Source organism: Streptomyces sp. NPDC111656, assembly GCF_055656965.1.
Map to the genome: position 1 here is coordinate 139,976 of NZ_JBVKCA010000010.1, position 13,415 is coordinate 153,390.

The window sequence follows — 13,415 nt, forward strand, 5'->3', positions numbered from 1 at the left end:
TCCAGGGAATGGATCACCGGGCCACCCTCGCGCCGTGCCGACGGCCGACGGCCGACGGCCGACCTCCGTACGGCGGTCGGCCGGGCAACCATACGGCGGCCGTCGTCACACCGCCGTGGCCAGCCGCTCCTTCTGCTCCCCGGCCTCTCTCGGTACGAAGCTGACCTGCGGGTGGCCGCGATGCCAGCCCACCGACAGGCGCAGGCCGCCGACGCGGGCCAGGACCAGGCCGACGGTGGTCGCGGCGACGGCCGAGACCAGGCCGCCGAGGGCGAAGCCGACCCGGGCGCCGTAGGCGTCCGTGACCCAGCCGACGAGGGGCGCCCCCAGGGGCGTACCGCCCATGAAGACCATCATGAACAGCGCCATCACCCGGCCGCGCATGGCCGGGTCGGTGCCCATCTGGACCGCGGTGTTCGCCGTGACGTTGACGGTGAGACCGAAGATCCCGATCGGGACCATGAGGAGGGCGAAGAGCCAGAAGGACGGGGCCAGGGCCGCCGCCACTTCCAGGATGCCGAAGGCCACGGCCGCCACGATCAGGATGCGCAGTCTCGCCGTGCCGCGGCGGGCGGCGAGCAGCGCGCCGGCCACCGAGCCGACCGCCATCAGTGTGTTGAAGAGGCTGTACCCGCCGGCGCCCGCGTGGAAGATGTCGTCCGCGTACGCCGAGAGCCAGACCGGGAAGTTGAAGCCGAACGTGCCGATGAAGCCGACGAGGACGATCGGCCAGATCAGCTCGGGGCGGCCGGCGACATAGCGCAGGCCCTCGCGGAGCTGGCCCTTGCCGCGCGGCGCCCGCTCGACCGGGTGCAGGTCGCGGGCGCGCATCAGGAGCAGGCCGACGAGGGGGGCCACGAAGGACAGGCCGTTGAAGAGGAACGCCCAGCCCGTGCCCACGCCGGTGATCAGAACGCCCGCGACGGCGGGGCCGACCAGGCGGGCGGACTGGAAGTTGGCGGAGTTGAGGCTGACCGCGTTCTGCAGCTGGTCCGGGCCGACCATCTCGGAGACGAAGGACTGGCGGGCCGGGTTGTCGACGACCGTGGCGAGGCCGACGACGAAGGCCGCCAGGTAGACGTGCCAGACCTGGACATGGCCGGAGAGGGTCAGGAAGGCGAGCGCGAGGCCGGTGACGCCCATGGCGGTCTGCGTGGCCAGCAGGGTGGGGCGCTTGGGGAGGCGGTCGACGAGGACGCCGCCGTACAGCCCGAAGAGCAGCATCGGCAGGAACTGCAGCGCGGTGGTGATGCCGACCGCGGCGGAGGAGCCAGTGAGGCTCAGGACCAGCCAGTCCTGCGCGATGCGCTGCATCCAGGTGCCGGTGTTGGAGACGACCTGGCCGAGGAAGAACAGCCGGTAGTTCCTGATCCTCAGCGAGCTGAACATCGAGGAGCGGGGGGAACGGGAGGAACTCTCGGGGGCGGGCGGGGAGTCGGGGGTGGCTGGTCCGGGGGCGGAAGGTATTCCGGATCCCGTACTCAAAGGGATTCGCCTCCTAGCGTGGGACGTCATTGCACGCGGGCGCGGCCGCGTCTGTCACGGTGAGGTTCGGGCACGGCGGAGCGTGCGGGGCAGTGCGCACGGCCGTCACGGCGTGCCCCCGGCGGGGCATGGGGCACCGTGGCCGGCGCACATCCGGCGGTCCGCCGTGCGCGGCTGCGACCACCGCGCGGCGCCCGCGCCGAACCCGCGCCTGTCGCGTGCGGGCCCGGGCCGGGTGTGCGCCCCTGTCACAGTTGCGCGAGCTTTTCGAGGACGGGCGCGGCCTCGCGGACCTTCGCCCACTCGTCCTCGTCGAGGGCCTCGACCAGTCCGGCCAGGAACGCGTTGCGCTTGCGGCGGCTCTCCTCGAGCATCGCCTCGGCCTTGTCGGTCTGGGTGACGACCTTCTGGCGCCGGTCCTCGGGGTGCGGCTCCAGTCTGACCAGGCCCTTGGCTTCCAGCAACGCGACGATGCGGGTCATCGACGGTGGCTGCACATGCTCCTTACGGGCGAGCTCGCCGGGCGTGGCGGTGCCACAGCGGGCGAGGGTGCCGAGCACCGACATCTCGGTCGGGCTCAGCGACTCGTCGACCCGCTGGTGCTTGAGTCGACGCGACAGCCGCATTACTGCGGAGCGCAGGGCGTTCACGGCGGCAGCGTCGTCGCCATGGGTGAGGTCAGCCATGTCTTTAGAGTAACTCATTACCCTCTCTAAAGAGCCACAGGATGCCCGTGACACGGGTGACTGAACCGTCACGTCACCCATATGAGTGAGTCGCATCCAGAAAGTGACCTCGCGTCGCTCCCGCTCCCGCGACCCTCGACTGCATGGGGACCAGCGTGCTCAGCCTGCGGATGGACGGGGAGCTGCTCGACCGGCTCCGACACCATGCCGCCAAACGCGGAATGAGCGTCCAGGACTATGTCGTCCGGACGCTCATTCGCGATGACTTCGACGAGCGGTTCCAGACCGCGGTCGAGGAGACGGAGAAGTTCTACGGGGTCACGTGAGACCCCGTGGGGCCGCTCGCGCGACCCCCATGGGACCGCTTACGTCAGGCCCAGGGCCGGCATCAGGTAGTAGAAGGCGAACACCGCCGAGACGACGTACATCGCGACCGGGATCTCCCGGCCGCGGCCGGCGGCCAGGCGCAGTACCACGAAGGTGATGAAGCCCATGCCGATGCCGTTCGTGATCGAGTAGGTGAACGGCATCATCACCATGGTCACGAAGGCGGGCATGGCGATCGTGTGGTCCGCCCAGTCGATCTCCTTGACCGAGCCGGAGAGGATCAGGAAGCCGACCGCGAGCAGGGCGGGGGTCGCGGCCTGGGACGGGACCATCGTGGCGATGGGGGTCAGGAACAGGGCCACGGCGAAGAGTGCGCCGGTGACGACGTTCGCGAAGCCGGTGCGCGCGCCCTCGCCGACGCCCGCCGTGGACTCCACGAAGCAGGTGGTGGCCGAGGAGGAGGTGGCGCCGCCCGCGGCGACCGCGATGCCGTCGACGAAGAGGACCTTGTTGATGCCGGGCATGTTGCCCCGCGCGTCCGTCAGCTTGGCCTCGTCGCCGATGCCCATGATCGTGCCCATCGCGTCGAAGAAGCACGACAGCAGCACGGTGAAGACGAAGAGGATGCCGGTGAGCACACCGACCTTGCCGAAGCCACCGAAGAGGCTGACCTTGCCGACGAGACCGAAGTCCGGGGTGGCGACCGGGTTGCCGGGCCACTTCGGGGTGGTCAGGCCCCAGGAGGGGACCTTCGCGACGGCGTTGATGATCACCGCGAGGACCGTCATGCTCACGATCGAGATGAGGATGGCGCCGGGCACCTTGCGCACGATCAGCGCGAGCGTGAGCAGCGTGCCGAGGATGAAGATCAGGACGGGCCAGCCGTTGAGGTGACCGTCGGCGCCGAGCTGGAGCGGGACGGTGGTCTGGGCGACGTCCGGGATGCGCGAGACGAAGCCCGAGTCGACCAGGCCGATCAGCATGATGAACAGGCCGATACCGATCGAGATGCCCTTGCGCAGGCCCAGCGGCACTGCGTTCATGACGCGCTCGCGCAGACCGGTCGCGACGAGCAGCATCACGATGAAGCCCGCGAGGACGACCATGCCCATGGCGTCCGGCCAGGACATCCGCGGGGCGAGCTGGAGGGCGACGACCGTGTTCACGCCGAGGCCCGCCGCCAGCGCGATCGGCACGTTGCCGATGACGCCCATGAGCAGCGTGGTGAAGGCCGCGGTCAGGGCGGTCGCGGTGACCAGCTGGCCGTTGTCCAGGTGGTGCCCGTACATGTCCTTCGCGCTGCCCAGGATGATCGGGTTCAGCACGATGATGTAGGCCATCGCGAAGAAGGTGGCGAGACCGCCTCGGATCTCGCGGGGCAGGGAGCTGCCGCGCTCGGAGATCTTGAAGTAGCGGTCCAGCGCGCCCTGCGCGGGGCCGGGTCCCGGCTGGTCCGGGGCGGGGGCCTTGGTGGTGGCCGAGGTGGACATGGGTGACCTCATACGTGCGGGGCCTTGCGGGCCAGGACTGGCGCCGGGCGGGGACTGGCGCCGGGCTGGGGAAAAAACATGATCGAGTCTGGCCGCCGCACGATCACCAACAGGTTTCTCGGATGTTTCTGTTGGAGTTTCGTACGAACAGAAAGAGCCAGACTCGGACCGTTTCAGTATGAACATATGAGTTCGAAATCGCTATCTCCGCGCGTAGACCGTTGGTATACAAGGGCCCGTACGGGTCCGGCGGAGCCGGAGCGGACGGCCTCGTAAGCTGTGTCCATGGCGAAGTGGACCCCCAAGCACGAGGCGCCGGAGCCCCTGGAGGGGCCCGTCGTCGCCACCATCACGGGCGGCACGATCCTCTGGTTCGTCCTCTTCCTGGTGCAGCTGCCGTTCTACGGCTGGTTCGACGACCACGGACACCTGTGGTGGGTGTGGACCTGCCTGGCCGGCGCGGGCCTCGGCCTGATCGGCATCTGGTACGTCCGTGGGCGCGACGCCGCCCTCAAGAAGGCCGCCGCTGAAGCGGAGCAACAGCCCACCGCCACTACGGAGTAACCGTCCGCTGCTGCGGAGCAACCGGTTCCCCCTACAACCACGGCATCACTGGCCGCCGCTCCGGTCCTCCCCTGGTCGGATCTTTGGGGCACTCGGCGGGTGAAGCCGTATTTCCGCACGTACCGTCGGATGCATGACGCACATCGACGCGGGCGCCGAACTCGATCCTGTTCACCCCGTGCCCCTGCCCGCCCCCAAGCGGGCCCCGGGGCTGTCCGCCGCCGAAGTGGCCGAACGGGTCGCCCGCGGCGAGGTGAACGACGTCCCCGTGCGCAGCAGCCGCTCCATCAGCGAGATCGTCCGCGCCAACGTCTTCACCCGGTTCAACGCGATCATCGGTGTGCTCTGGCTGATCATGCTGTTCGTGGCGCCGTTCCAGGACAGCCTGTTCGGGTACGTGATCATCGCCAACACCGGGATCGGCATCATCCAGGAGTGGCGGGCCAAGAAGACCCTGGACTCGCTCGCGGTGATCGGCGAGGCGAAGCCGACGGTGCGCAGGGACGGGGTCGCGGGCGAGGTCAGTACGTCGGAGATCGTGCTGGACGACGTGATCGAGATCGGGCCCGGGGACAAGATCGTCGTGGACGGCTCGTGCGTCGAGGCCGACGGTCTGGAGATCGACGAGTCACTGCTCACCGGTGAGGCGGACCCGGTGGTCAAGCACGCCGGCGACGAGGTGATGTCGGGCAGCTTCGTGGTCGCGGGCGGCGGCGCGTTCACCGCGACGAAGGTGGGGCGGGAGGCGTACGCGGCGCAGCTCGCCGAGGAGGCGTCCCGGTTCACGCTGGTCCACTCCGAGCTGCGCAGCGGTATCTCCACGATCCTCAAGTACGTGACGTGGATGATGATCCCGACCGCGATCGGTCTGGTCATCAGCCAGCTCGTGGTCAAGCAGCACGGCTTCAAGGACTCCATCGCCCGTACGGTCGGCGGGATCGTCCCGATGGTCCCCGAGGGCCTGGTCCTGCTCACCTCCGTGGCCTTCGCGATCGGCGTCATCCGGCTTGGCCGGAAACAGTGCCTCGTGCAGGAACTTCCCGCCATCGAGGGCCTCGCCCGCATCGACACCGTCTGCCTGGACAAGACCGGCACCCTCACCGAGGGTGGCATGGACGTCACCGAGCTGCGGCCGATCCAGGGCGCCGACGAGACGTACATACGCAAGGCGCTCGGGGCGCTCGGCGAGTCCGACCCGCGCCCGAACGCCTCCCTCCAGGCCATCATCAACTCCTACCCGGACAGCGAGGACTGGCGCTGCACCGAGTCGCTGCCGTTCTCCTCGGCCCGCAAGTACAGCGGGGCGTCCTTCAGCGAGGGCAACGGAGAGTCGAGTACGTGGCTGCTCGGCGCCCCCGACGTCCTGCTGCCCGACGGGGACCCGGCGCTCGCCGAGACCGGACGGCTGAACGAGGACGGGCTGCGGGTGCTGCTGCTCGCCAAGGCCTCGAAGGACCTCGACGACCCCAAGGTGACGGAGGGCGCCCGCCCCACCGCCCTGGTGGTCCTGGAGCAGCGGCTGCGCCCGGACGCGGCGGACACCCTGCGCTACTTCGCCGAGCAGGACGTCAAGGCGAAGGTCATCTCCGGCGACAACGCGGTCTCGGTGGGCGCGGTGGCCGGGAAGCTCGGCCTGAGCGGCACTGTCGTGGACGCGCGCCACCTTCCCGACGAGAAGGAGGAGATGGCGAAGTCGCTGGACAAGGGCACGGTGTTCGGACGGGTCACCCCGCAGCAGAAGCGGGACATGGTGGGCGCGCTCCAGTCACGCGGCCACACGGTGGCGATGACGGGCGACGGCGTGAACGACGTGCTCGCCCTGAAGGACGCCGACATCGGCGTGTCCATGGGCTCGGGCTCGGAGGCGACCCGGGCGGTGGCCCAGATCGTGCTGCTCAACAACAGCTTCTCGACGCTGCCCTCGGTGGTCGCGGAGGGCCGCCGGGTCATCGGCAACATCACCCGCGTCGCGACCCTCTTCCTGGTGAAGACGGTCTACTCGGTGCTGCTGGCCATCCTGGTGGTGTGCTGGCGGGTCGAATACCCCTTCCTGCCCCGGCACCTGACCCTGCTGTCCACGCTGACCATCGGCATCCCGGCGTTCTTCCTCGCGCTCGCCCCCAACACGGAGCGGGCGAGACCGCACTTCGTCCGGCGGGTCATGCGGTACTCGATCCCCGGGGGCGTGGTCGCGGCCGTCGCCACCTTCATCACGTACATGGTGGCCCGTCACCACTACACCGGACCGGGCGAGTTGGACGCGGAGACCAGCGCCGCCACGCTGACACTGTTCCTGATCTCGATGTGGGTGCTGGCGATCATCGCCCGCCCGTACACCTGGTGGCGCGTCGCCCTGGTGGCCTCGATGGGCCTGGCGTTCCTCGTCGTACTGATCGTGCCGTGGCTCCAGCACTTCTTCGCCCTGAAGCTGGTGGGCGTGCAGATGCCGTGGATCGCGGTGGGCATCTCGGTGGTGGCGGCGGCCACCCTGGAGTTCCTGTGGAGAGGGGTGGACCGCCGGTTCCCGGCGTAGCCTTGCCGTCCCACCACGCGGAAAGCCCCTTGGAGAAGCCCCACGTGAGTGAATTGCAGCGCCTTACGGGAGTCGGCCTCGACCTCGACCACTACGAGTATTTTCTCGAGGTCCTGGCCGACTGAGGGCCGGCGCCCACCGGGAGGAGAAAAGGCCGGGTGCCGCCCGTCCACAGGGCGGCACCCGGCCTTCGTGTTGCGGCTCGCGAGGATCAGCGCACGTCGATGTAGTCACCGGTGGCGTTGACCGCCGGGGTGCTCGTGGTGCCCGCGAAGGCGTAGCGGTAGGTGCCGTCGACGGACGCCTTGACCGTCGTCTTCAGCGCGCCGCCACCGGTCGTCTTGATCGTCTTGACCGTGGTGTAGGCGCTGGCGCCCTTCTTCATGAACTGCAGCTTCACCGGCTGGCCCACGTAGCCCGTGTACTTGCCGGTCTGCCAGTCGGCGCGGGTCAGGGCACCGGTGACCGTGATGGTCTTGCCCTTCTTGACCGGCTCCGGGGCCGCGTTGACCGTCAGCTTGGAGGCGCGCTGGAGCTTGGCGGTGCCGAGCCCACCCTGCCACTTGATGGCGCCGCCGGCCGTGACCGCGACACCGCCCACGTTCCAGGTACCGGCGTCGGCGTTCGCGATCTCGTCGGCGACGGTGGGACGGAAGTACATGGTCGCCGTGCAGTTGGCCACGGTCGTCGAAGCGGCCTTGCAGGTCCCCGGTTCGTCACTGCCGAAGGCCGCGGTCCGCTCCGTCAGCGAGGAGCCGCGGTAGAGGATCGGGCCGGTGCCGAGCTTGTCAGGGGCGATGCTGACGTTGGCGGGGTGCGTCAGGGTGTACGTGACCGTGACAGCGGTCTTCTTGGTGCCGACGACCATCGCCTTGGCCTTGTTCACCTTCACGTTGGAGAAGGTGACGTTGGGCGCGGCGGCGGCGTGCGCGGCCGGTACGGCAAAGGCGGACAGGGCCAGGGCGCCGGAGACGGCGGCCACGGTGGCGCGAATGCGCATGTGCATTCCCCAGAGGGAGAAGTGATCGAGGAGTCTGTTGACTCACGTGCTCTGATCCGTGACGGGCGTGGCGGGTTGTAAGGGGCGATGCGAGTTTTACCCGTACATGACCAATGTTTGGGATACGCGTGTGCCACGCCTCGGTTCCGCATGCCGCAACACGAAACGCCGGTCCCGGAAAGTCCGGAACCGGCCCTCGCATCACACAACACCTAGACCGTCGGCCACATGCTCTTGCCGGCCGCCAGTCCACCCTTGCCGTCGCCCGCGTACCAGCGCAGGTCGCCGGCGGCCGTCACGGCGGCGAGGTCGGCCCTGCCGTCCCCGTCTCCGAATGGCTTCTCGCCCGCAAGGACGAGGAGACCAGTCTCGGCTGGAGGGCACTCGTCCTTGAGGAGGCCTTCCCCGGCGCCGGAATCCGGCACTGGGGGGCGCTGAACAAGGAACAGCAACAGCACGCAGTGGAACGCCTCTTCGCCCTGCTGCTCACGTTCCTGACCGAACGGGACACCGCCTAGCGAACGCGAGGGCGCCACCGACGAATCCGGTGGCGCCCTGCGCGGGTTCAGGTCTCAGTCGAACCAGCGGTCCCGGGCCAGTTCCTCCGTGCGGGACGGGTCCTCCAGCAGGGCCGCGACCTCGAAGCGGCGCGGCCACTGTCCGGCCGCCCAGGCGAGGCCGGCCGCCACGCCCTCCAGGGTGGCGGCGTGCAGCACCCCGTCCCGTGTGCGGCGCCAGTCCAATTCGGTGCCGTCGACGACGAGTTCCTCGTGTTCGACGTACGAGGTGGGGGTCGAGTGGCCCAGCAGGACCCGCACGGACTCCGGTACGTCGTGCTCGGTGCCCTCAGAGGTCACCTCGCCGGTCACCGACTCGCTGAGCCGCCGCACCTGGAACAGCTCGGCGAGATCGGCGGCGCGCGCGGGCCGTACGGGGAGCAGCGGCATGCCGCCGGTGAAGGGCAGCAGGTCGGGCGAGTCGACGACCACGGCGTCGGCGGCGTCCACCACGACCACCTCGCCGTCCACCACGGCCCGCAACTCGTCCGGCAGGGTCACCTGTTCGGGTTCGAGGTCGGCCAGGGCCCCGTAGAGGGCGTGAAGTTGCGCTCCGGAGACCTCGCGGTCGGGGTCGGCGAGCCGGTCGAGGAGTTCGGCGGCGCCGCCGGGCTCGCCCAGGAGGGCGGCCACGGACGTGCGTACGCCCAGCGCCCGCAGGACCTGCTCGTCGTCGAAACCGGTGGCGTCGGCGGCGTCGTACAGGCCGTGCAGGAGGGGGTCGCCGCCCGCCGCCCGCAGACCGGCCGGGCGGCGGCCGTCGAGGACGGGGTGGTCGCGCAGCCACCAGGCCGTGTACGGCCGGACGATCTCGTGCGTGCCGTCCGGGAGGAGGATCCGCACCGGCTGGGTGAGCGCGTCCCGCAGGGGCGGCCGGGAGAGCAGGGCGAGTGCCTGCGGCCAGCGGTCGTCGTCGACCAGGTCCAGGTCCCGTACGGCGACGATCTCCGTCGCGACCGGCGGCACCGGCGTGTCGGGCAGCCGGTCGAGGACGTCCTCGCACCACACGTCGACGGCGTCCAGCAGACCCGCGTCGTCGGGTTCGGCGAAGTCCGAGTCGCGGGGCTCCAGTTCGTCCGGGTCGAGGACGACGTCGGTGGCGCGGACGAGGGTGAAGTTGGCGAGCACACCACAGGCCGCGAGCGGCTGTTCGCCCCAGCGGTCGGCCAGCTCGCCGTCGACGAAGGCGAGTTCGTCCTCGCGCATGACCTGCGCGAAGGGGCTGCCGGGCAGTACGAGTTCACCCGCGGGCAGGAGTTCGCCCTCATCGTCGGGCAGGGCGAGGGCCCCGAGCCAGGGTTCGTCGCCTGGTTCGAGGGCGGCGTCGCGGACGAGGGCGAGGACGAGGTCCGCCAACTCCTCGGTGTCCGGGGTCTCCTGGTCCCAGGCCGCGCCCTCGTCGTCGAGGGAGGCGGCGACGGCGGCACGCACCTGCGGGGTGGTGAGGACGGCGCGGGGGGTGGCCGGGAGGGCGCCCAGCTTCTCCAGGAGGGGGTGGGCGGCGTCCGGGTGGGCGACCTTGAGGCCGATGCGGGCGAGGGCGTCGGAGGTGGCGGCCCAGGTGTCGTCGGGAGTGGGCCCTTCGGGGAGCGGCAGCAGGACCTGGCGGGGGCCGATGGTCGTACGGCCGTCGGCGAGCGGTACGGGCAGGCCGGAGAGCCGGTCCGGGTCGACGCCGGCGAGGCTGTCGTACAGCCGCCACCACCATCCCGGGTCCTTCTCGAGACCGGCCAGCCGGTCCACGGCCTCGGTGAGCGGGACGCGGGCGACACCCAGCGTCCGCAGCTCCACCCGGCGTTCCAGCCCGGCGGGGAGCAGGCTGGGGATCACCTCGGCGAGGACGCGGACGGTGTCGGCACCGGCGCCCTCGACGACCTCGGCGTCGCGCGGCCGCAGGGCGTCCGGGTTCTCCGCGAGACCGATCCCGGCCCCGGCTGCGTCGCTCTCGCCCTCGGGCCAGTCCGCCGGAGCGTCCTGGTCCTTGGCCTGCGGGACGGCGGGCGGCAGGAAGGCGGTACGCGGCAGCCGGTCCAGGATCGCCTGCCGCAGGGTGCCGTCCAGCTCGCCCTTGCCGAGGGGGCCGGGCACGAGGTCGATGATCCCGGTGTCCACCGGGCGCCAGGCGGCGAGGAGTTCGGCGTAGGCGTCCGCGGCGCGCTCCACCAGGAACTCGGTGAGCGGGCCGGGCGCGGCGTGGCGCCGGGTGGTGTCGAGCGGGAGGGAGGCGATGAGGAGGGCCGGCACGCCGAGGGGCTCGTCGCTGGGCGTGGGCGCGTGCACGACGGGGCTGGTACGGGGTCGGGCGGGCGTGCCGTCCTCGTCCACCGGGACGGCCCAGGTCACCGACCAGTGCGGGCGCAGGCGCTCCTCGACCGGGCGGTCGGCGAGGAGGGCGGGGTCGAGGGGGCCGTGGTGGGAGACGGTGCGGTAGGGCGTGGTGCCGTGGCGGGAGTCCTCGATGGTGACGCCGTGCTCGTCCCCGCGGCGCCGCAGCGTGCGTACGTCCTCGCCGCCCTCCCCGACCTCGACGATCACTTCCTCCAGGCCCGGGAGGGCGAGCAGGAGGGCGTCGTCGATGTTCTGCAGGAGGCGCTCGGCGAGGCCCTCGGCGGCGGGGTCGCGCAGCGGGAGGATCACGACGGTGTCGTACGGGTCCGGGGCGGTGCCCTCGGCCGCGAACGGCAGCCGGAGCAGCGGCACATGACCGTCGCGCCGACGGATCTCGTCCCCGAGGCCCGGGCTGTGGCGGGCGGTGTCCGCCGCCAGTTCGCGGGCCTCGGCGAGGGACCAGCGCACGCCGCCGTGCCGGCCGACCACGGCGGGCTCGTCGGTCACCGCGAGGACGGCCGCGAAGCCGACGCCGAAGCGGCCGACGGCGGTGTCGTGCGCGTCCCGCTTCGCGGAGGCGCGGAGGGTGGCGAGCGATTCGACGCCGGCCGCGTCGAGGGGGGCGCCGGTGTTGGCCGCGAGGAGTACGCCGTCGCGGAGGGTGAGGCGGAGACGGCCGGGGACGCCGGCGCGGGCTGCCGCGTCGGCGGCGTTCTGGGCGAGCTCGACGACGAGCCGGTCCCGGTAGCCGCCGAGGACGAGGTCCTCCTCGGCGTTGGCGTCCTCGCGGAACCGGGCCGGGCTGGTGGCCCAGGCGTCCTGCACGCCGCGGCGCAGGCGGGCCGTGCCGAACGGGTCCGCGCCCTCGGCTGCCGGCCGCACGAACTTGCTCACGGTTCACTCTCCCTCTCGCTTCGCGCGATCGCGAGCGCTGGGCTCGGCCGCGGCACGAAGGTACCGCGCGGCGGAAGGGGTTCTGGCCCGGGCCACGGTGCGTCTCGGCCTGCGGCGCTCTCACTCCGGGGCCGGGACCCCGGATTCCGGCCTGCCCGGATCCGCCCGGCCGCGGGCTTCCGGGCCCCCTGAACCGGGGCTACGCCCCGGATCCCCACCCACAGATCCCCTGCCTGCGGGCCGGTGGGGGCCGGCCGCGCGGTTCCCCGCGCCCCTGAAGGGGCGCTGCATCTTTCAGCCCGTCCGGCGTTCGAGGACGAGGCGAGGGACGTTACGAGTGGCCCAGTTCGGCCGCGGTTTCGTCGGGGGTGACGGAGACCGAACCGGAGTCCGGGGACGGGCGCAGGGGGAAGGGGTCGACCTTGGTCTCGTCGATGACCGGAGGAGCCGGGCGGGGAGGTTTGGGCATGACCGCGGCCTCGGAGTGGCCACCACAGCCGTAGGAGAGCGAGACGACACGCCCGTCCGCCGGAGAGAACTCGTTCGCGCAGACACCGAACGCCTGTCCGAGCGAGCCCCCGATGGGGTTCAGGAAGCCACAGCTGACGCAGGACGCCGGGGCGGCCTGGGCCATCGCCGTCTTGGGGCCGTACGACTCCTCCCAGCGGTCGGCCGCGACATGCAGGCCGTAGCGGGAGAGCACACGGGCCCGGCGCAGGCCGAGTTCCTCCGCGACGGCCGCGATCGAGCCGCGGCGCGGGGCGAACGGCAGATGCGCGGGGGTGCCGGCGGTGACCTCGGCGTCCTCCGCCTCGACCAGTTCCGCCATGTCCTGGGAGACCGCGGAGTTCGGCGCCGGCTCGTCCTCCCCGGAGAAACCGGGCTCCAGACGCAGATCCTCGGCGTCCGTGGGCAGCAGGTCGCCCGGGCCCATGTCCCCGGGGCGCAGCCGCTCGCTCCACGGCACCCACTCGGGGGCGAGCAGGGAGTCGGGGCCGGGCAGCAGCACCGTCTCGTCGAGGGTGACGACCTTCGCGCGGGAGGCACGGGCGACGGTGACGGCCCAGCGCCAGCCGCGGTACCCGAACTCCTTGCACTCGAAGTAGTGCGTGACAACGCGGTCCCCCTCGGAGACCAGTCCCACGTGTTCGCCGACGACGCCGGGGGCGGCGGCCTCCTCGGCGGCGGTGCGCGCGAGGTCGACGGCCTCGGCGCACAGGCGGTCGGGGGTGCGGCTTCGCGTTGTCGCTGCGCTCACAGGTATCGCTTCTCTCCTACGCCGTCTCACGGGTGCGCCATTCCTCGGCGGGGGTGCGGACGGAGCGGACCGGTGGGCCGCGTCGACGTCCACGCCCGATCGCACTCGGGCGCACCTACGTCATCCATTCTGCGGGATGACCGAGAGGCGCGCGGCCGAGAACAACCGCCGCAGGCGCGCTACGCACGCTACCTTCTCCTGAGCCCTGGGCCCACACCGGCGGGGCGCTTCCGCACTCCGCGCCAGGTTTCCGGACCGCTCCGAGGCCGTGTTTTCCCACCCCACACCCCCTC

The 13,415-nt window shown here is 71.3% G+C and carries 10 protein-coding genes; 3 read left to right on the top strand and 7 right to left on the bottom strand.

Annotated elements, in window-relative coordinates; all coding sequences use genetic code 11:
- Positions 1–105: 105 nt before the first annotated feature.
- A complete protein-coding gene (locus ACZ7M3_RS28230; protein WP_472066668.1) occupies positions 106–1,389 on the bottom strand; it encodes an MFS transporter in 1,284 nt (427 codons plus the stop codon).
- A gap of 344 nt (positions 1,390–1,733) precedes the next feature.
- Positions 1,734–2,171 carry a MarR family winged helix-turn-helix transcriptional regulator gene (locus tag ACZ7M3_RS28235; RefSeq protein ID WP_054235179.1) on the bottom strand — a complete coding sequence of 146 codons (438 nt, stop codon included), beginning with the start codon at positions 2,169–2,171 and terminating at the stop codon, positions 1,734–1,736.
- A gap of 143 nt (positions 2,172–2,314) precedes the next feature.
- Between ACZ7M3_RS28235 and ACZ7M3_RS28240 the strand changes: the two genes are divergently transcribed.
- On the top strand, positions 2,315–2,497 hold the full coding sequence (locus tag ACZ7M3_RS28240) for a ribbon-helix-helix protein, CopG family (protein WP_101404380.1): 183 nt from the start codon (positions 2,315–2,317) through the stop codon (positions 2,495–2,497).
- 39 nt (positions 2,498–2,536) lie between these two features.
- Here ACZ7M3_RS28240 and ACZ7M3_RS28245 read toward each other — a convergent pair whose 3' ends face one another.
- Positions 2,537–3,988, bottom strand: a complete 1,452-nt coding sequence (locus tag ACZ7M3_RS28245) for an NCS2 family permease (protein ID WP_355305883.1) — start codon at positions 3,986–3,988, stop codon at positions 2,537–2,539.
- A 285-nt stretch (positions 3,989–4,273) separates the two neighbouring features.
- On the opposite strand from ACZ7M3_RS28245, the gene ACZ7M3_RS28250 reads away from it, so the two are divergent.
- Entirely contained in the window at positions 4,274–4,552 is a 279-nt protein-coding gene (locus ACZ7M3_RS28250) for a DUF2530 domain-containing protein (protein WP_261685834.1), read from the top strand.
- 133 nt (positions 4,553–4,685) lie between these two features.
- Positions 4,686–7,085 carry a cation-translocating P-type ATPase gene (locus tag ACZ7M3_RS28255; RefSeq protein ID WP_472066671.1) on the top strand — a complete coding sequence of 800 codons (2,400 nt, stop codon included), beginning with the start codon at positions 4,686–4,688 and terminating at the stop codon, positions 7,083–7,085.
- 211 nt (positions 7,086–7,296) lie between these two features.
- Here the strand turns inward: ACZ7M3_RS28255 and ACZ7M3_RS28260 are convergent, their stop codons facing one another.
- The 4 genes from ACZ7M3_RS28260 to ACZ7M3_RS28275 all read right to left on the bottom strand — a co-directional run bounded on the left by ACZ7M3_RS28260 (position 7,297) and on the right by ACZ7M3_RS28275 (position 13,122).
- A complete protein-coding gene (locus ACZ7M3_RS28260; protein WP_472066673.1) occupies positions 7,297–8,085 on the bottom strand; it encodes a hypothetical protein in 789 nt (262 codons plus the stop codon).
- A 212-nt stretch (positions 8,086–8,297) separates the two neighbouring features.
- Entirely contained in the window at positions 8,298–8,510 is a 213-nt protein-coding gene (locus ACZ7M3_RS28265) for a hypothetical protein (RefSeq protein ID WP_472066675.1), read from the bottom strand.
- A gap of 147 nt (positions 8,511–8,657) precedes the next feature.
- Positions 8,658–11,864, bottom strand: a complete 3,207-nt coding sequence (locus tag ACZ7M3_RS28270; RefSeq protein ID WP_472066677.1) for a sacsin N-terminal ATP-binding-like domain-containing protein — start codon at positions 11,862–11,864, stop codon at positions 8,658–8,660.
- 331 nt (positions 11,865–12,195) lie between these two features.
- The gene (locus ACZ7M3_RS28275) at positions 12,196–13,122 is read right to left on the bottom strand and encodes a DUF3027 domain-containing protein (protein WP_472066679.1); all 927 of its coding nucleotides are present in this window, start codon (positions 13,120–13,122) and stop codon (positions 12,196–12,198) included.
- Positions 13,123–13,415 lie beyond the last annotated feature (293 nt).

What these genes read in the sequence shown, in the direction of transcription:
- ACZ7M3_RS28230 (WP_472066668.1), bottom strand. Translation starts at nt 1,389, where the DNA reads ATGTTCAGCTCGCTGAGGATCAGGAACTACCGGCTGTTCTTCCTCGGC.
- ACZ7M3_RS28235 (WP_054235179.1), bottom strand. Translation starts at nt 2,171, where the DNA reads ATGGCTGACCTCACCCATGGCGACGACGCTGCCGCCGTGAACGCCCTG.
- ACZ7M3_RS28240 (WP_101404380.1), top strand. Translation starts at nt 2,315, where the DNA reads ATGGGGACCAGCGTGCTCAGCCTGCGGATGGACGGGGAGCTGCTCGAC.
- ACZ7M3_RS28245 (WP_355305883.1), bottom strand. Translation starts at nt 3,988, where the DNA reads ATGTCCACCTCGGCCACCACCAAGGCCCCCGCCCCGGACCAGCCGGGA.
- ACZ7M3_RS28250 (WP_261685834.1), top strand. Translation starts at nt 4,274, where the DNA reads ATGGCGAAGTGGACCCCCAAGCACGAGGCGCCGGAGCCCCTGGAGGGG.
- ACZ7M3_RS28255 (WP_472066671.1), top strand. Translation starts at nt 4,686, where the DNA reads ATGACGCACATCGACGCGGGCGCCGAACTCGATCCTGTTCACCCCGTG.
- ACZ7M3_RS28260 (WP_472066673.1), bottom strand. Translation starts at nt 8,085, where the DNA reads ATGCGCATTCGCGCCACCGTGGCCGCCGTCTCCGGCGCCCTGGCCCTG.